At 42.4% G+C, this 20,504-nt stretch carries 7 protein-coding genes; all 7 read right to left on the reverse strand.

What is annotated here, in order from left to right:
- Window positions 1-182: 182 nt before the first annotated feature.
- Window positions 183-1,040, reverse strand: coding sequence for an alpha/beta hydrolase (locus PLEUR7319_RS0133300; protein ID WP_019509576.1), 858 nt, complete (start codon window positions 1,038-1,040; stop codon window positions 183-185).
- A 317-nt stretch (window positions 1,041-1,357) separates the two neighbouring features.
- Window positions 1,358-4,804, reverse strand: coding sequence for an FG-GAP-like repeat-containing protein (locus PLEUR7319_RS0133305; protein ID WP_019509577.1), 3,447 nt, complete (start codon window positions 4,802-4,804; stop codon window positions 1,358-1,360).
- A gap of 30 nt (window positions 4,805-4,834) precedes the next feature.
- Window positions 4,835-6,952: a calcium-binding protein gene (locus tag PLEUR7319_RS0133310; protein WP_019509578.1), complete on the reverse strand. Its 2,118-nt coding sequence runs from the start codon at window positions 6,950-6,952 to the stop codon at window positions 4,835-4,837.
- Between the two features lie 81 nt (window positions 6,953-7,033).
- A complete protein-coding gene (locus tag PLEUR7319_RS0133315) occupies window positions 7,034-9,175 on the reverse strand; it encodes a calcium-binding protein (RefSeq protein ID WP_019509579.1) in 2,142 nt (713 codons plus the stop codon).
- Between the two features lie 141 nt (window positions 9,176-9,316).
- Window positions 9,317-10,297, reverse strand: coding sequence for a DUF6208 family protein (locus tag PLEUR7319_RS0133320; RefSeq protein ID WP_019509580.1), 981 nt, complete (start codon window positions 10,295-10,297; stop codon window positions 9,317-9,319).
- A 39-nt stretch (window positions 10,298-10,336) separates the two neighbouring features.
- On the reverse strand, window positions 10,337-17,011 hold the full coding sequence (locus PLEUR7319_RS0133325) for a type I polyketide synthase (protein ID WP_019509581.1): 6,675 nt from the start codon (window positions 17,009-17,011) through the stop codon (window positions 10,337-10,339).
- The gene (locus tag PLEUR7319_RS0133330; RefSeq protein WP_019509582.1) at window positions 17,012-20,467 is read right to left on the reverse strand and encodes a type I polyketide synthase; all 3,456 of its coding nucleotides are present in this window, start codon (window positions 20,465-20,467) and stop codon (window positions 17,012-17,014) included.
- Between the last annotated feature and the right edge of the window lie 37 nt (window positions 20,468-20,504).

The following is a 20,504-nucleotide window of genomic DNA, read 5'->3' on the forward strand; positions in this document are numbered from 1 at the left end:
AATTAGAGAAGAAAATAATTACGTCATTGTCAACTTGACTGAACTCAAGGTCATCAATTGAAGTCGCACCTATACCTGCAACTCCAATTACATTGGTATCTAATTAAAAAGTTGAAGCTGTTAGTAGTGTTAATAATTATTAGCTATGCTACACAGTTACTATCATTTTTTGCGGCAAAACCTCATAAATGATTTTTTTCTAGCCATTTTAAAATTTCATCAGCCCCTTGCTCCCAGCCATCACAAACAAATAGATCGTGAGCCTTATTAGCAATAAAAACTGGAGATGATTGATATAAATCGGCTAAAATTTCCACCGACTTTTTGGGAGCAATGGGATCGCGATCTCCAACTATAATTGCAACTGGTGTCTTGCCAGTTCCTCTTTGAATAGGAGGAAGTTGCTGGACATCTTGGAATACTCGGTCTGATTCTGGCTGTTCCACAAATCTTTGCACAAAAGGCTTAAGCTTTAGCCGATTGTCTGTTTTGGTAAACAGAATGCGAAAGTGAGGCTCGAAGTGACCGTACATCTTTTCGCTTTTGCCAGAAATCATCATTTTCAAGCTTTTGACAGGGAAATTTTTCATGCTCCAAATCATAAAAGCGGAAAATGCAGTTTTAACATCCCCAAAACTCATCAATATTGCACCAGGAAGCTCATAGTCCTGAATATATAGCCGAGTCAGGATCGAACCTATTGAATGACCAATCACAACTGGATACGTCTCAGTTAAGGATTTGACAAATTTGATCGCCCTAACCACATCTTGAAAATAATCTTGTAAGCTCGCCTGGTTAACGGTTTCTTTACCTTGACTCTGACCATGTCCCCGCAAGTTTAAGGCAAAAACATCGTATCCTTGGTGATTAAAGAAGGAAGCGTAATTTTCCGCAAACATCCACGCCCCACCACTAAAACAGTGAATAAACAACAGTGGATATGGTTTATTCAGTTTACTCGCTGGAAAATTAAGAATTTCTAACTCAGGTTGTTCGGTAGTACCAGAAATTCGCTGGCTAAAATTATTGGTATTCATTTTTCAAAACTATTTCCTCAGAGTATTTCTATACTGATATTTTGTGCCGTATTTGGAAGACTGTAAAACGGCTTTGTAACCCTAAGTATTAATCTTCGTTGCCATTACCGCTAATTATTTTCTTTATTAGGTAGTTTCAGTACAAGGCACAAATACTAATAACAGCCTCTATGGCTTTCAAATTCTAACCCGCTGATGGAGATTCCTCACTCTGGCGCCAAGTCCTCTAAAATAACACCATCTTGAGCATCAGTTGATTCTTGCAGAAATGATGATTCAGTATTCATAATTCCCCTCATTTTTAAAATTGTGGACTTCTACGCAAAGACAAAGTTACCGTTAGTTTGTAGGACATTCACGTTAGTATTCAACAGCATTCCTAAGTCAATACCAGAAAAGGCGATAATGGAATTATCTCCGACTTGACTAAAGTCAAGTTCATTAATAGAGGCTGCGCCTAGACCACCAATACCAATAACATCCTCATCTATTGCTAAGTCTGTGATGATGTTGGCAGCAGTGGGAAATTCGCCATTAGCAATCCAGAAGGCATCTGCTCCCGCACCACCTGTTAGTAAATTTTCACCACCACCAACGCTCAAGAAAGTATCATCCCCATCGGTACCGAGAAAATCCTCGCCATTGCCAGTCACAAAGATCTCGTTAGTATCTGGTTGAAGCTTTTCTGTCTCAGCAAAAACCATTGTCATCTCGGGCTGTTCTTCGGTAAAGAGAGGCTCGCCAGCTAATGCACTTGTAGGAGAGTAGGTATCAGTTATAACTTGTACATTATCAATTAAGCCGTCTTCTACCGTGACAAAATGAACGCTGTCAAATCTTGTGGGAAAGTCGTTTTCCCTAGCAGAGTTGACTAGATTGAAAACAACCGCAGCCCGGTCTCCATCAGCAACAGTATTTTCGATATTGAAAACCCTCGGTTCCAAAAACTCAAAAGCTGTTCCGAAAAACTGTAGTACTCCTTCAGGACCTTCTACTAGTTGAGCAGTGGGCAACACAGATGGATCGCCATCTAAGATAAAGGTCGCATCTTTTGCCAAAGCTTCTCCAAATCCTTCGATATTCTGTTCGCCTATTAGAGGATAAGCACTTTCGACTACTTCCAGTGTTTCGGCTGAGTCTGCGTCAGGATTAACGCTTAAGGGTACTCCTTCCAAGAGATTTCTCTCGTCAAGGGCAATAGCTTCTGAAGATGGGGTTTGACCAGCAAAAGCTTCTGCTACGGAAAAGGTGTTATAAAGTACACGTACTGATTCAATCTCGGTCGAGTCGTCTTCAGAGTCTTCTACTTCGACAATGTATGCCATATCGATGTCGAAAGGCAATCCAGTTTCCTTGACCGTAGCTTCTACATTGACACGAGCTATTATCTGGTTACCATCTTGGATCAGATCCAGAGTTTCAAACTTAGAAATCTCTATGGATTTTTGGGTTACATCAAAAAAGTCACCGACACTCTTGCTGATTCCTTCTCGCCCAAACCAAGAGCCAGCAAAGGGAATGATCTCAGTATTTGTTGTTGTGTTCGGACTAACTGGCGCTGTGTTGCCACTGACCTCCCAATTGACATTGGTAGTCTGCAACTCCAGAAAGGTTTCTCGATCACCTGTTTCTAAAGCCTCAAACAAATCCTTAACAATCTCAAGCTCGGCAGTCTCAGATTCAAGGATTTCTGGTATTTCAGGTTGATCTTCGGTGTTCTGTTGCTGATTTTCGACAAAGGCTCTCACCGCACTGTCAAAAAACTTCTCTGCTTCTGTCTCAGTCAAAACCTTTTCCTCTAGCAATTCAGAGATTGCTTCACTGACCTGGGCTTCGTATTCTTGCTGACTCTCAAACTCACCATCGAAACTGACGGGAATTTCTGGAAATACAATCCGGTCAAATTCTTCAACATCGTAGAGACGATTGCGCACTCCACCGGACCAAAGTACCTCAACCATACCACTTTCTGCCGAACCGAGACCAAAATTAGCTGCTAAACTATCTTGAGAGAGAAAGCTAGAACCACCGAGAATCGGCTGTATCAATGTTTGACTATTCTCGGGAGTAAAAAAGACTATGGAGCCGATGCCGTCACGATTGACACTTCCATCACTGATGAGATCAGCTGTACCTATCAATTCTACTTGCACTGAGCCGTTGCTATTATCACCGCTGTTGATTTCCACTGCCAAAGTGCCATCGGTTGCTTCCAACCCACTCCAGACAAATTCCTCTGTCTCGAAAAAGTTACCAATGGGTTCGAAAGTGGGTCCAAACAAGCCCGCTTCATCAAATGGTGAGTCGTAAGCGACTGAATAAGGGAAAAGTGGTAATGGTTCGGGAAAGTCAAAGTCAGATGCAGAAACAATATCGGTAAACCCGTCTTGATTGAGGTCTCCCACAGCGACTCCTTTGTCACTTCGTCGTCCATGGTCGGCAGCAGTTACCAATGTCTCCCGATCAAAGCTGAAATTAGCGTTACCATCATTTTGCAACAGTGTCCCTGTAGAAATATCAATGTAGGGACCAAATTCATAGCCGCCATAAGAAACAATGTCGGTATCCCCATCGTTATCATAGTCAGTTGTTGAGGTTCCCCAACCAAAGGGAGTAGCTACTAGCTCTCCCACGCCAGGGTCGCTGAAGGTTCCATTATCTTGCCCCAAAAACCACCGTGAGGACCTCTGACCCAGTGGAATAGGATTTCCAAAGAAGGCTGAGGCATAGTCACCGAAATTGCTGCCAAAGATGTCCAGATTTCCGTCAGCATTAAAGTCTCCAAAAGAGAGCCCCATCCAACCGCCAATTTTATCTAGGTTAACTTCTACATTGACATCAGTGAAATTACCCCTGCCATCGTTTTCGAACACATGCAATAATCCTCGATCAACCCCATCTGGACTTTCATCTTCACCAGGAATCGCTCCTTGGTCATCTGCCTGAATGATATCCACGTCTCCATCTAGGTCATAGTCGACCATGGCGATCGCCCAGGTAATAGAGGCTGCACTTTCTGGTGCACTGTCCGATAAACCAGCTAGATTCTCAATGCCAGAGGTGGCACTGACATCCACAAACTGATTATTTCCTTGATTAAGCAGCAGTTGGTTATGCTCATCGGAAGCGGAAAAAGGTTCGGACCAAATTGGTGCTAAAGTGTTCCAATCAAAGGAATTGGCAATAACAATATCGAGCAATCCATCGCCGTTGACATCACCCATCGAAGCAGAACTAGAATATCGATTATCTCCCCCAAGACCACTGGTTTCAGTAATATCAATGAAAGTGCCATCGCCCTGGTTCTCTAGCAGCCGATTGGGCTCTCCAGCTCCTAGAACCAGCAGGTCGTGGTCACCATCATTGTCAATGTCTCCGAAAGAAACTCCGGTGCTGTCTTGCTCGGTCAGGGCGACCCCAGAAGCTTCTGCTACATCTACAAAGCTTAACTGACCTGTTTCTTCTAGTTGATTAGAGTATAGACTGTTAGAAGTCTCAGGTCCATTAGTGACAAAAATATCCAGGTCACCATCCCCATCGTAATCGAGAATTCCCACCCCAGGTGTACCCCTCGAAAACAACGGCGTTCTGTTGATGTCATCTAAGGTATAGGTTGGCAGTTGTCTGAGTTCATCAAAAATGGTCTCTCGCTCTGGTGATTCCGCCCGAGTATAGGTGATTCCTAACTCGGGCGCCAAATCCTCAAAATTAACAACATCTTGAGTCCCAGTCGGTTCTTGCGGCAGTGATGATTTAGTGGTCATAATTTCCCTCATTCTGATTATTGTCGACTTCTAGGCAAAGACAAAATTTCCGTTGGTTTGCAGGTCACTCACTTGAGTATTGAGCACCACCGCTAAGTCAAAATTGGAGAAAGCAATCACCGCGTTATCCCCAACTTGGCTCAAGTCCAGATCCTCAACCGAAGCTGCTCCTAGACCAGCAACACCTATGACATCTTCCTCTAGTGCAAAATCGGTAATGGTATTAGCAGCAGTGAGAAGTTCGCCATCGGCAATCCAGAAGGCATCTGCTCCGGCCCCACCAGTAAGAAGATTGTCACCTCCTTCGTTGATAAAGAAGGCATCATCACCATCACCTCCCAAAAAGCGATCGCTAGTACCCGCAAAGAAGGTATCGTTGCCATCTTCCCCGTAAAGCCAATTATCACCAGTACCCAAACTACTATCGAGAATGTCATCCCCATCCCCGCCAAAAAGGCGATCGCCTTTGCCAGCTAGGAGTTCATCATTATGATCCTTGCCATAGAGCAGATTATTACCTAACCCAGCAGAGGCATCAAGAAGGTCGTTACCTGGACCACCATTGACAAGATCATTCTGACTCAACAAGACTTCATCAATGCCCGTACCGCTAAATATGCGATTCTGTCCTACAGTAGAAGGAAATAGGGGCGCACTAGCTTGGCTAGCATCGACAAAATCTGCTCCTGCACCAGTAAAAACTGTATCTCGATTGCCGTCGAAGTTATCACGGGGGTCAGCTGCATCGAAGAGATCATCCTCTAAAGTTCCGAAGACTAGTTCCGTTTCTGCTTCAGTTACTGCCTGTCTCGCTGGCCAAGGAACATTGGCGTGAGTGGTTAACTCTCTCGGCTCTGGAAGCCGATAGTTATTTGTAGTTGTGTCAAAGACAAGACCATCTGGACTGAGAGTTGGGTACAACGTGTTCCACCCCTCCATAGTATTGGGGCGAGAATCGAGATACGTGGGTTTCGGATCTGGTTCAACACTCAAGGTCACATTGAAGAGATCGCCATTACGGATATTTTCCACAATATCGTCCCAGGTCATCGCTTCAGATAAAGGCAGACCTCCTTCTGTATAGTAGATTCCCACCTCCTCTGGTCTGTTGAGATTGTACGGTACAACAGAAGCGTAAACTCCTGCGGTACCACGCTCGTCAAGAAGTTGGTCATAGGTATACTCAAATTGAACTTGGGCTGTTCCGTCAGGATTACCTTCAAAGATGGGAGAGCCTATTGCTTGAGATGTGGGCAATAGAAGTGCCGTGTCCAAGACCCCATCGCCATTGACATCAGTAGGAGAACTATCTGTTGGCGGTTCCTCAAAAATATCAAATTCACTACCGATAAGATCCCCTGTTGCACCGTCATACCAGATGTTGGTTTCTGCGGTGCCAAATTCACCGACGATCCAGACCTGCCACTTAGCATCTTCAACAGTAATTGGTTGTTGGTTGAAAGGAGTTGAAACATCCTCTGGACGGGTAAAAGTCTCTCGGTAAGGCAAACCATCTATATCCAAATCCAGAGTCACTTTATTCTCTGACTTGGAGTAAGTTAGTATTGTTTCCGCAGAACCCGTTTGCATCTCTGGTGTAATAATCTGTAGTTCATCGAGGATTTCTAGAGAGGAATTCATTGGTAAACGAATCCGTCCTTCCTCTTCTGGTAAAAAGAAGGTTGCTAGATGGGTAAAAGTTTCAGAAAGGCTTAGATCGCTCAATTCTGGACTAAAAGAGCGATATTCTTCTAGGTCAACGAAGGAGGAAAACTGGAGTCCGGCATTTAGACCAATATCTTGGAGATGGAGTAAAGCTTCGGAATTACTGAGGTCAGACAGTTCTGGGTTGACTTCCTTATATAATTCCAAGTCTATAAACTGGGAAAATGTTTGACCTGCTTCGATACCCTTCTCCAGCAGTTGTTCTAGGGCTTGGTCATTGGTTAATTCGGATAGTTCTGGGTTGGCAACCCTTTTATAGTAGTCCAGGTCGATCAGGGGTGTAAATCGCAGTCCTTGTTCTAGACCCACTGCTTGAAAGTGTTCCAGTCCACTAGCAAATTCTCCGTTGGCAACTGCGGTTGCTGCCTCTGGGTTAACTTCTAAATAATAGCTTTCGTTAAAGACTTGTTCTAGTGATAACATAATTACCTTTTCTTGAATAACAGAATTACTTTGACCCTTGGCTCACCATTGATTTAAGGGTTATGACAATAAATTTTTTGTTTAGGCGAAGACAAAAGTACCGTTAGCTTGCAAGTCACTCACTTGAGTATTGAGTATTACTGCGAGGTCAAAATTAGACAAAGCAATCACCGCGTCATCCCCGACTTGACTAAACTCAAGCTCATCAACAGATGCTGTTCCTAAACCAGCAACACCAATGACATCTTCATCTATTGCAAAATCGGTAATGGTATTAGCAGCAGTGAGAAGTTCGCCATTCGCAATCCAGAAGGCATCTGCTCCTCCACCCCCTGTAAGAAAATTGTCCCCTCCGTCGTTGATAAAGAAGGCATCATCACCATCCCCTCCCAGAAAGCGATCGCTATTACTAGCAAAGAAGGTATCGTTTCCATCTTCTCCATAAAGCCGATTATCACCAGTGCCCAGACTACTATCGAGAATGTCATCCCCATCCCCGCCAAAAAGGTGATCGCCTATTCCAGCTAGGAGTTCATCATCACCATCATTGCCGTAGAGACGATTATGACCCAAGCCAGCAGAGGCATCAAGGAAGTCATTATCTGGACCGCCATTAACATGATCGCGCCGTCCAGCGATAACTTCATCATTGTCTGTACCGCTGAAGATGCGATTGCGCCCTGCGGTGGCAGGAAATAGGGGCGCACGGGCTTGGCTAGCATCTATAAAATCTACACCTGCACCAGCAAAAACTGTATCTCGATTGCCGTCGAACTCATCACTAGGGTCAGCCGCATCGAAGACATCATCCTCCAAAGTTCCGAAAACTTGTTCAGTCTCTCCTTCTATTGCTATTGCTCCTGCTGGGAATGGAGGGTTTTGGTGAATTTGTAGATCTGAAGGGGTTTGAGGTCTGTAGATGCCGGCTCCGATATCAGCAAGTACACCTTCTGGAGTGAGGAACGGATAAAAAGCATCCCAGGCGATCATTGTATTATCGCGGGAGTCTAAAAACCCAGGTTTTGGATCCGGCTCTAGACTGAATGCTAGATTCATGCCGCCAGTATCGAATCCCACCTCGTCATTGCGTATGCTCTCCAAAATCTCATCAAAGCTCATTGCTTCAGATACTGGAACATTGCCCTGAGTATAGTAGAGACCGAATTCTTCTGGTCTGTCTAGATTATACGGCAATCCAGTAACGTAAGCTCCTCCAGTACCTCGATCATCAAGGATCTGATCGTAGTCATAAGTAAACTCTATCTGAAGTGTTCCGTCTAGATTACCTTCAAAAATCGGCGTTCCAACCATTTGAGCCGTCTGAGTACTTAAAAACGGGATGTCCTCAACTCCATCACCATTTACATCTACAGGATTGTTAGGGTCAGGTTGCTCCTCAGGCAGATCAAACTCACTAGCAATGAGATCTTTAGTTACTCCGTCATACCAAAAATAAGTCTCTTGGTCGAACCAGTTGCCGATAAACCACATTTGCCATTTGCCGTCTTCTACGGAAACTGGTTGCTGGTTAAAAGGTGTGGAAACATCGTCAGGACGGGTAATATCAAGCTGGTAAGGCAGTCCTTCAACATCAACTGCCAAAGTGATTGTGTTAGCTGACTTGGAGTAAGTAATTGTCGCCTCTGCTGAACCCGCCAGCATCTCGGGAGTAACAATGTCAACTTCGCCAGGAATCGAAAGACGTCCTGCTTCTAACGGGAAACGAATCCTCCCTTCATTTTCAGGCGCTCCAAAGGTGGAGAGATCGGAAAAGGCATCGGAGAGGCTTTGGGTCGATAGCTCTGGATTGAAAGATCGATATTCTTCAAGATCGACAAACTGAGAGAATTGCAGTCCAGCTTCCAGACCAGTGTTTTGCAGGTGAAGCAAAGCTTCGGAATTGCTGAGGTCAGATAGATCTGGGTTCGCTTCTTTATAGAACTCTAAATCGACAAACTGGGAGAAAATACGACCGTCTTCAATTCCCTGGTTCAAAAGATGATCCAAAGCTTGACGACTGGTAAAATCCGATAGCTCTGGGTTAGCAGCTATTTTATAGTAGTCTAAGTTGATCAAAGGTGAAAACCTTAGCCCTTCATCGATACCTACTGCCTGAAAATGTTCTAAACCATTAGCAAATTCTCCATTTTCTATGGCTTCAGCTGCTTCTGAATTAGTTTCTAAGTAATAGCTTTCATTGAAAACTTCATTGACTGATAACACAAATAAACCTTCCTTTAGTTACAAAAATTTTCTTACTGAGTCTGATGAAACTCATGTGATAGTTCTTCGGCTCTACTGGCAACAATTAATAACTTGAAAGTTTGGTGTCATTTCCGAAAATTTAAGCTGCCGTTTTTGTGTTTAGGAATAACTATTAACGGCGATCGCCTCAGAGTTTGCCATCAGAACTTTGATTTCAACCCATTCACTGACAAATTGTTCTTGTATTGCTGGTTTTTGTCGAATGCGTAATAGGTAAAAGCCAGCAGTTTCTAACGGATTTGTGACATGATTCGTTTCCTTAATTTGATAAAATGAACTAGCAAAACTGGCGCGATCATACATAGTGATATAGACTTCATAATTCTGAAAAATGATGGGGTTTAAAGTCAGTTTTAGCGATTCTTGTTTTTCCAGTAAGCCATAGTAATAAACAAGTGCTGGATCGCCTACGGGTAAAAATTCTTTTTTGATCAATGATTCCGGTAGCCATTTCCGCAAGCGAAACATCGGAAATAGATAGTAATGAAGACAGAAATAGAACCAATTTTCTTGTTTTCTTAATTCGTAATAGAAATTGTTAATATCTTCAGGAATAGTTTTAGAATGAACAATTTCCACACCGTCTACTTTGACAGCAGGCAGTTTAACTTGCTCCTGCCAGTTGTAGTATCTCAAGCCGAGAAGATATTTTCCCGATGGTAACTCTATTGACTCCCATTGATTGTCATATTTTGAATCTCCATAACCGAGCCGAATAACAGTTTGGTAATCGGGAAATTTATAAACCACGATTGTCCAGGATTTTGCTGATTTTTCTGCGGCTTCGACCAATAAATCCAGGGATTTGTTGACTTTAAATGGTCCTACTGTGGCAATAATGGCATGAGTATTTAGACGAGGACCAAATGTCATCCAAAACGGCAACGTAATGGGAGTTTTTAAGATGTCTTTAGATAAGGGAAGCCACTTAAGGTTTTGTTGGTCGCTTCTGGATAAGCGGAAATTATATAAATTTCTGATCGCGAATTTCATCAACTTAAAGAAAACAAAAGAGAAGAGAGCGAGGGGAATTTCCCACAGCAATTCTGCATTAGCAAAAATGCGATTAAATCTAATCATGACTAGAACCTCGTTATTACTTATACTTAATTAGCTTGATTAATTAGTAGTCAACGACTGCTGACTGATGGTTGAATTCGAGTCCATTGCTTTAGTAATAACTGCTGCTAAAGCATCAGGATGATCGATATGTAGGTTATGTCCTCCCGACATAACTATTCTTTGAGCTGTGGGCATTGCTGCCGTCAGTTCTGATAAATCGTACTGCCGATTAAAATTACTGCGATCGCCATAAACTAAAGTAATAGGTACTCTAATTTGCGATAGCAACTCCAGATATTGAACAGGGGTTAATGGAAACCCACAAGAATTCATGAGAGTGCGAGTACGCAATAAAGGATCCCATCGCCAACGCACTCCATCACCAAAAGGTTCAGTAATACGTTGAGCAAGTTGTAGGGATAATGCTGCTGACATAGTAGGAGCAGCTGTTCTTAGTCTGCTAGCAGCAGTAGCAACATCGGGGAATATTGGATGTTTGGGAGCAGAAGCTAGATAATCTAAGTGAGTAGTTAGTTGCTTTACAATCTCTTGGTCTTTAGGACTAGAAGGTAACACCGTCTCTACTAAAACTAAAGAATTTATTTTGGGCGATCGCGTACTAGCTAACATGGCTGCTACAATTGAACCCAGAGAATGACCAACTAAGGTAAAGGGTCTATCGCTACGTTTTCTAGCTAAGAGATCGATATCTGCTAAGAGATCGATGAAAGATACATTTCCTCCCTCTAAATGATCGGAGCGTCCGTGTCCTCTGAGATCGGGAGCAACTACCCAATAACCCATTTTTACCAGAGGTAGGGCAACTTCTGACCAAACTGCACCTTGTTCGAGAATGCCATGAAGCAAGAGTACTAATGGTTTATCTTTGTCACCCCATTCACAGATACAAAGACGATGACCTCGAATATCTACAAACGACTCCCGCATTGCTAAGAACTCAGAGCAGGATGTATCTAGTGAAGTTTTATTTTCTTCTAATACTAGGTTGAGCTTTGATTGCACCTGAGTATTATCGACTGCTGGCAATTCATATTGGAGTTGTTTTGCAATCTCGATGGTAGATTCTTGTAAAGGATAGGGTAACTGAATTGTCTTCCAAGTTTCTGCTAGTTTATGATCGAGTTGATTGTGTTTAGTAAAATTTGGATCGCCAATAGGCATAGATTTGGCGTGAATCCCATCAGTCATCCGTTTACCTTCATATGGCTGCATCAAGTTTTCTTCAAAAGGAATCTGGAGAAACTTACATAAACCCTCCATAACCATTTGCGGTTGTTGTACCAATTCTTCATAATGCACTTGGTGATAATGGTTTGGCTCTACTGAGTGCTGGAAAAAATCGAGAATATTGTGATTGTTAGTTGCCCAAATCTTCTCTGCTACCTGATGAGGATGAGAATTTTGAGAATCGATTAGTTTATCCATCCGCATCCGCGCAAAAGATTCGACCGCAGCATAGGGATGGCGAGTAAGATAAATATATTTTGCTCCCTCAAACATTTGTTCTGCCCTGGCTAAAGTCTCTCGACTCATCCCATAAGTAGGGGATTTATCTACTAGTTGACGATTGCCTGCTAATTGCTGGAGAACTTGGTAAACCTGCTGAATAGAATAATTCTGGGATACCATTTCATCGAGAATAGCTTGACTGGCTGAGGAATCTATCTCCATAATTTCCATCAAGGCTCGTTGTAATCCTTCGCCAAAATAGGAAAGAGCTAGTTCTTCCTGACGCTCCGTCATGTTATTAAATGGTAGTAAATGTAATTCTGGAGGAGAAAATAATTCAGAATGACCAGCCAACATAACTCGTAACAGAGTTGAACCTGAGCGAGGACTAGAAAGAATAAAAACAGGAGGCTTACTATTAGGTTGTTGAGGAAGATTATGAACAACGGCTTTAAAATTAGCAAGGGCTTGTTCTGGAGAAATAGTATCTAGTTCTGGCTTAATTAATAAATCACCATGGATCTGCTCAAACTCTGATAAAAGATATGGAGCTAAAATTTTAATTCGGGGACGTTCATAGAATTCGCGAGGATATAACATTAATTGGAGATGCTCTTGGAATTGATTAATAGCCTCCATAACCATTAAGGAATCCATACCGCGATCAATTAAATTATCTTCTGTGGATAATTCTTTGGCATCTAATTGTAATACTTGGGCAATTTGCTCTTGTAAATAGGCAACTAAAATTGATTCTCGCTCTTGAGAAGATACATTCAGTAATACTTGGAATATTTTGGTTTCTGATGTTTCTGATTCACCTTTTTCGGTTGATTGTTTAACCTCACCCGCTATTGATTTAAGATAAGCTGGTAGAGCGGTTTTGGGAAATTGTTTGAGCCAGTTTGTCCAATCAAGGGAAAATATACCAACTTGAGTCATATTTTGACCTAAAACTTGCTCTAAAGCCTGTAGAGAGTATGCTGGCTTCATTAATTCTAATCCTTTAGCTCTCATTCGAGATCGATCGCGGTCATCCATTCTCGCGGTCATACCTACTTCCCCCCAAGGACCCCAGTTAATAGTGGTACTTGGTAATCCTTGTTGCTGACGATAGAAAGAGAGAGCATCCAGGAAGGCATTAGCAGCGGCATAATTTCCTTGTCCTGGTGAACCCAAAAAAGAAGTAGCCGAAGAAAAGAGAACAAAGAAATCCAAAGACAAATCCTGAGTCAAACTATGTAAGTACCAAGCTCCTTTTACTTTGGGAGCCATCACCTCAGTAAAACACTGCCAATTTTGACTGACTAAAACACCATCCCGCAGCACTCCCGCAGTATGGATGATACCCCGGAGTGGCGGTAGATTAGTTTTGATTTTTGCTAGTACTCTGAGTAAATCATCTTCACTAGATGTATCAGCTTGAGCCAAACTAACCTCAGCTCCCTGCTCTTCTAGTTGAGCCAAGACTTGCTGCTGCTCAGAATTAGGCTGACGACGAGCCAACAAAACCAAAGATTTTGCTCCCAAATCTACCAAGTATTGAGCAACTTTAAGACCCAAAGCTCCAAAACCACCAGTAACTAAGTAAGTACCATTTTCTTGTAAAGATAAACCAGAGAAGTTAGCTGATTTTTTTTGTCTGACTAAACGACGGACATAACGCTGACTATCTCGAAAAGCCAGATTATCCTCTCCCTCAGAATCTTTAATTTCTCTGACTATAGAAGTAACACTAATAGTACTATTTTGAGAGTCTAAATCCAATAATCCTCCCCAAAATTCTGGATGCTCATCAGCGATAACTTTACCCAGACCCCACAAAGAAGATTGAGCTATAGCTGGAGACTCAGAGCCTACTACCGTTGCCTTTTGCGTTACCAACCACAACTTAGGCAAATTTACTCTCTGGTACTTAGCCAAAGCCTGAACTAGATAGAGAGTACTACCACAACTATGTAACTGAGCGGATTCTAAACTAGAAATATTTAACTCTGCCGATGTCGGTATATCTAAACTCCAGAGATGAATTATTCTAGTCAAAGTTAAATCACTAAATTCTGCTAAAAGATGCTCAAACTGTTCAGGCTGAGCAGGATTTAGCTGCCAAACTCCTGCCGACACTTTGTCATAAGTTTGAGCGGCATAAGCCAAAATACAAGCTTGCCCTCGTTGCTCCAGCCGTTCTGCCATAGCTTGACCAACACCAGTGCGATCGCTCATGATTAACCAAGTACCTGTCTGATCACTTTCTGGTTGATTCTGCTCTAGTCGGGGTTGAGGTTGCCAAGCCAATTCATAAAACCAATCTTGGACAGCAGCTACTCTTACTTGTTGTTGGTGCTGTTGGGCTAAAATTTGGAGTATTTTTGGCAATAACTCTACTTCGGAAGCGGAGAAATTAGTTTTATTTACCAACTGGTGCGCTAAATTATCCGTATCTCCTTGCTGGAGTAGATTCACAATCGCAGTACCATGATTTTCCTGGTTAATTTTCGCTTGGGGTTTGCTTTGCTCAAACCAGTAAGACTGACGTTGGAAAGGATAAGTAGGTAGCTCGATCTTATGACGATCATAATCGCGATCAAACCCCGCCCAATCTATAGATATTCCCTGAATGTATAGTTGTGCTAAGCTCTGGAGCATTTGTTGCCAATCATCTTGTCCGGGACGGAGACTAGGCAACCAAGTACCTTCTCCTGGTAAGCAACTACGTCCCATTCCCAGTAAAGTAGGTTTAGCTCCAATCTCGATAAATAGCTTATAACCCTGATCGTGCAATGTTTGCATTCCTACAGCAAATTTAACTGGCTCCAGGATATGACGACACCAATATTCTGAGGTAGCTATGTCTTTCGTGCCTATTGATCCCGTGACATTAGCTATGAGATCCATCTGGGGTAGTTTATAGTTAATCTCTGCAGCTACTTGACGAAAATCTGCCAACATCGGCTGCATCAAAGAAGAGTGGAAAGCATGAGAAACTTTAAGGGCTTTACTCTCAATTTCCGCTACAGTTAAACTTGCTAAAATCTGCTCCATAACCTCAGCTTGACCAGAAATAACAATATTTTCCGGAGCATTAATCCCTGCAATTGTGACTTGACCTTCATACCCTTGAATAACTTCTTTGACCTTACTTTCAGAAGCAAAGACAGCCACCATTTTTCCCGAAGGAGGTAAAGCTTGCATCAAACGTCCTCGTTGAGCAATCAACTTCAGACCATCTTCTAGGGTAAATACACCAGCAATTGTAGCTGCTACATATTCCCCGACACTATGACCCATGACAATATCAGGTTGAATGCCCCAAGATTGCCATAATTGTGCCAAAGCGTATTCCACCGCAAAGATAGCAGGTTGAGTGTACCGAGTTTGATTGATCACCGAAGATCGATCCTCCTCAGAAGGATAGAGTATCTCTAGTAAAGGTATATCCAAATAAGACTTTAAAATTTCTCCACAGCGATCAATGGTCTTTTTAAAAGTAGGCTGAGTTTGGTAAAGTTGATCTCCCATTCCTGGATATTGAGAACCTTGACCAGTAAATAGGAAGGCTATTTTTTGATTTTGTCCCTTATTTACTTTTCTCTGATACAAACCAGTAGTTGTCTTACCTGAAGCATAACTAACAAGTTTTTTCTCTATTTGCTCCACCGAATTACCGATCACACTAAGACGATGCTCAAAATGCGATCGCCCTGTATTAGCCGTAAAACAAATATTTTCTGGGGACTTATCTTGGTTTTTAGCTAGGAAGCTACTGTATCGCTGGGTTAACTCCATCAAAGCTGCCTCATTTTTGGCAGATAGGGTTAATAGGTGTAATGGGCGATTTGGTGCAGATAGACAATTGTCAGTCAAGGAGGATTTCGCAATCGTGGAGCTTGATTCTTCTACAATAATGTGTGCATTAGTGCCACTCATGCCAAAAGAACTAACACCAGCCAGACGGCGTTCTCCTTGAGACAAAGCCCAAGGAATTAAGTGATGAGGAATATTAAAAGAGAGATTTTGCCAGTCAATTACGGGATTAAGTTGAGCTATAGGCTGCTGAGGGGGTATTTGCCCTTTTTGCATTGCCAAGACCACCTTAATTAAACTGGCCATTCCTGCGGCTGCTTCTAGATGACCAATATTAGCTTTAACCGAACCTAAAGTGACCTCTTGTCCCTTACTTAATACTGCTCCCAAAGCTTCAACTTCGATGGGATCTCCCAAAGCAGTACCCGTTCCATGAACTTCTACATAACTAATTTCTTTAGGCTGGACTTTTCCATTGGCCAAAGCAGAGCGAATTAACTGTTGCTGTGCCAATCCATTCGGAACAGTCAGCCCACTACTGGAACCATCATGATTAATAGCTACTCCTCGAATCTGGGCTAAAATGCGATCGCCATCCACAATAGCATCCTGAAGACGTTTGAGGATAACCACACCGCAACCTTCTCCTCTTCCATAACCATCGGCATTGGCTGCAAAGGTTTTACAACGACCATCGGCAGCCAATGCCCGCATCCGTGAGAGAACAATACTAGTTTGGGGTGAAAGCATCAAATTAACTCCACCGACAACTGCCAAGCCACATTCTCTAGCTCTCAAACTCTGACAAGCTAAATGCACCGATACTAAAGAAGAAGAACAGGCAGTATCTACTGCTAGAGTTGGACCTTGTAAACCTAAAATATAGGAAAGACGACCCGCCGCTACACTAGAAGTATTGCCAGTAAAGAAATGTGCCCCTAGTTGACTAATATCTTGAGACTGGGTTTGTAATTCTCCATAGTCTGCCGTATTAATGCCTATAAATACCCCTGTAGAGCTACCTCTAAGGTGATCGGGGTCAATACCCGCATATTCCAATGCTTCCCAACTAACTTCTAGTAATAATCTTTGTTGGGGATCCATACTGCTAACTTCCCGAGGAGTTAAACCAAAAAAGTGAGGATCGAATTCATTTACCTTACTGTCTAAAAAGCCACCCCAGCGGGTATACATTTTGCCAGAAGTATCAGGATTGGGGTCGTAGTACTGATTAATATCCCAGCGATCGCGAGGTACTTCTTCAATCCCATCTTGCCCATCTTTTAGTAATTGCCAGAAAGATTCAGGATCGTTAGCTCCACCAGGAAAACGACAACCCATACCAACAATAGCGATCGCCTCATGTTGAGCTGCCTCCATTGCTTTGAGTTTGACTTGCATTTTTTCCAAAGCCAAAAAAGCTTGTTTTAAAGGGGAGTTGTTTGCAGTGTTACTCATTTAAGCTTGCCCCGATAATGTTTGTAATTTTTCCATTAGCAAAGCTTCCATCTCAATTTCTGAAAGCTGATCTAATTCAGTCTCCCGGGAAGTTAACTCAGAATTATCAACCTCTAAGATGGTATTGGTATCTTCTGGAGTTTCTACTAGAATTATTTGAGTCACCAAATATTTAGCCAAAGCTGCGATGTTGGGATAGTTAAAGGTAATAGTTGTGGGCAAAGAAGATCCTAGACTGATTTCGAGTCGATTTTTCAACTCGACTGCCATTAACGAATCCATCCCCAGTTGAAAAAATCCTTGATGCAATTCAGGTAGTTGCTCTTCATCCAGACCTAACACAGAGGCAACTTCTTGTTGAATATAGATAGTTAATAAATCCAAGCGTTGATGCGGTAAAGCTTGTTCTAATTGTTGCCTTAGCTTGGGTGATTGAGATCCTAAGTTAACTTCTTTGGCTGGGACTTCTTTTAGCGCCAGATTTTGCTTAGCTAAGACATCTAAAACTTTTGAGAGTTTTTTTGGTTCCTGTGCTGAAAAATCGCCGCTTTTTGTTAATTGCTGGATTAAGTCTTGATTGTTATTTTGATTTAGTAAAGAAGTAAGAGGATTTAAACTTTCAAGATACGGTGTTGGAGAGTATTTTTCTACCCAATAGTGCTGACGTTGAAAAGGATAAGTAGGTAACTCGACTTTCAAGCGGGAATAATCGCGATCAAAACCTGACCAATCTATCGCTACTCCTTGAACATATAAATGCGCCAAGCTATGGAGCATTTGTTGCCATTCATCTTTTCCTGGGCGTAAACTAGGCAACCAAGTGTAGGCTGAAGAATTTGTTGGTGCTTGAGTAGTTAAAAATGAGTGAGCCATGCCCAACAAAATTGGTTTAGAGCCAATTTCGAGAAATATTTGATATTTCTGTTGCGTTAAAGTGTTTATTCCCTGAGCAAAGCGCACCGGCTGAAGAATATGGCGACACCAATATTCTGGAGTCACCACTTCGGTAGTAGCTAATTTGCCTGTGAGATTGGAAATCAGATTCAGTTTGGGTGGGGCATAATTAATTGTTTGGGCAACCTGCTTAAACTCCGCCAACATTGGTTGCATTAAAGGAGAGTGGAAAGCATGGGAAACATTTAATTTTTTAGTTTTGATCCCCTCTGTTTCCAAGTCCATAACTACAGCTTTGATCGCTGCTTCCTCACCAGAAATAACAGTACTAATACCGTTAATAGCTGCAATCGATACTTCTGGCACATAAGGTGTGATTGGCACAGCCACTGTCCTTCGGGAGATCGCCTGTTGAACTCTTGACTCTGAAGCGAGGACCGATACCATTGCTCCTCCTGAGGGTAATTGCTGTATCAAATGTCCTCTGGCAATCACTAACTTTAAAGCATCTTCGAGGGTAAATACTTCTGCAATAGTCGCAGCGACATACTCCCCAAGACTATGTCCGATCACTACTGAAGGCTCAATTCCCCATGATTGCCACAGTCTAGCTAAAGCATATTCCACCGCAAAGATAGCAGGTTGAGCGTACTTGGTTTGATCAATCATTGTTGATCGCTTCTCTATTTCCGCTGGAGAATAAAGAATATCTAGTAAAGATATATCTAGATAGGGTTTAATTATTTCCCCACAGCGATTAATGGTCTTTTTAAAAGTAGGCTGAGTTTGGTAGAGTTGATACCCCATTCCTTGATACTGAGAACCTTGTCCAGTAAAGAGAAAAGCAATTTTTTTATTACTACTTTTATTTACTGTTCCGCTGATTAACCCTGTAACCTGTTGTTGAGAAGTGAAAGCAGTTAGCTGTTTTTTAAATTGCCAATTAGATTTACTGACTAAGCTTAAACAACAGTCGAAATGCGATCGCCCTGTATTGGCAGTAAAACAAATATCTGCCAAAGATGCTTCTGAATTAGACTCTAAGAACTGTAGATAATCTTGGCTCATCTGCCGTAAAGCAGCTTCATTCTTGGCTGATAAAGTAAGCAGATGACGAGGACGCTCTATTGAATCTTTAGCTTTGACCACTGTAGGTTGAGGGGCTTGTTCTAAAATCACATGAACATTAGTGCCACTCATTCCAAAAGAACTAACACCAGCTAATCTTGTTCCTGCCTTGGCTGACCAAGAAATTGGTTCTGTTGGGACAACTAAGGGATATTTATGCCAAGGAATGTAAGGATTTGGTTCATTGAGATGTAAATGTGGCGGAATTTCTTGATTTTGCAAAGATAAGACCACTTTCATCACCCCAGCAATACCGGCTGCGGTTTCCAAATGACCAAAATTAGTTTTAACTGAACCGATCATCAAAGGATCATCAGTAGAACGTCCTTTCCCCAAAACCCGACCCAAAGCAGAAACTTCTATCGGATCGCCTAAAGATGTCCCGGTACCATGAGCTTCCACATATTGAATTTGATGAGGCTTGACTTTAGCATGAGCTAGAGCCTGGCGTAATAATGTTTCTTGTGCCGAACCATTGGGGGCAGTCAAGCCATTACTACGTCCATCATGATTAGCTGCCGAACCTCTAATTACTGCCTGAATGCGATCGCCATCAGCTAAAGCATCAGAGAGTCGTTTGAGTAAGACTATTCCACAACCTTCTCCTCGCACATAGCCATTAGCAGCAGCATCAAAAGTCTTACATCTACCGTCAGCAGATAAAGCCTTGAGCTTACAGAAACCAATTGTAGTTCCTGGTTCCAGCATCAAATTTACACCTCCTGCTAAAGCCAAATTAGACTCTTTAGTTCGCAGACTTTGACAAGCTAAATGAATACCTAAAAGTGCCGAAGAACAAGTGGTATCCAACTGCATGGTTGGACCCTGTAACCCCAGAAAATAAGCGATCCTTCCTGCTGCCACACTGCGAAAATTCCCTAAACTATCGTAAGCAGAGATGCGTGCAGTATCTGTCGACTTAACATTAAATTTGGCATAGTCATCAAAACAAACTCCCATAAACACACTTGTCTGAGTTCCTTTGAGACTATGAGGAGCGATACCTGCGTTTTCTAAAGTTTCCCAAGTCACCTCCAGTAACAATCGTTGTTGGGGATCCATACTGTGAGCTTCCCGTGGAGAAATTTCAAAAAATTGCGGATCGAATTCCGCGACATTTTTGAGAAAAGCGCCGTAGCGAGTATACATCTTACCCGGAGTTTCTGGATCGGGATCGTAGTAAGCATCCACATCCCAACGGTCTGAGGGAATTTCACTAATAGCATCGACTCCGTTGCGTAACAGCTCCCAATAAGCTTGAGGATTATTAGCCCCCCCAGGAAAACGGCAACCCATACCGACAATAGCGATCGGTTCAGTAATTCCCTTTTCAAGCGCATCTAGTTCTGCGTGCATTCTTTTTAGTTCTAGCAGAGCATTTTTTAACAGCGATCGATGCTCAGTATGTTCTGGATTAGTTTGATTGTGATTCATTTACTAGTACCTCAAATATAGGGTTTAGCTAGTTGAG

It is taken from the genome of Pleurocapsa sp. PCC 7319 (assembly GCF_000332195.1).
GTDB lineage: Bacteria > Cyanobacteriota > Cyanobacteriia > Cyanobacteriales > Xenococcaceae > Waterburya.

Coding starts and splice junctions, on each gene's coding strand:
- PLEUR7319_RS0133300 (WP_019509576.1), bottom strand. CDS start 1,040: ATGAATACCAATAATTTTAGCCAGCGAATTTCTGGTACTACCGAACAA.
- PLEUR7319_RS0133305 (WP_019509577.1), bottom strand. CDS start 4,804: ATGACCACTAAATCATCACTGCCGCAAGAACCGACTGGGACTCAAGAT.
- PLEUR7319_RS0133310 (WP_019509578.1), bottom strand. CDS start 6,952: ATGTTATCACTAGAACAAGTCTTTAACGAAAGCTATTATTTAGAAGTT.
- PLEUR7319_RS0133320 (WP_019509580.1), bottom strand. CDS start 10,297: ATGATTAGATTTAATCGCATTTTTGCTAATGCAGAATTGCTGTGGGAA.
- PLEUR7319_RS0133325 (WP_019509581.1), bottom strand. CDS start 17,011: ATGAGTAACACTGCAAACAACTCCCCTTTAAAACAAGCTTTTTTGGCT.
- PLEUR7319_RS0133330 (WP_019509582.1), bottom strand. CDS start 20,467: ATGAATCACAATCAAACTAATCCAGAACATACTGAGCATCGATCGCTG.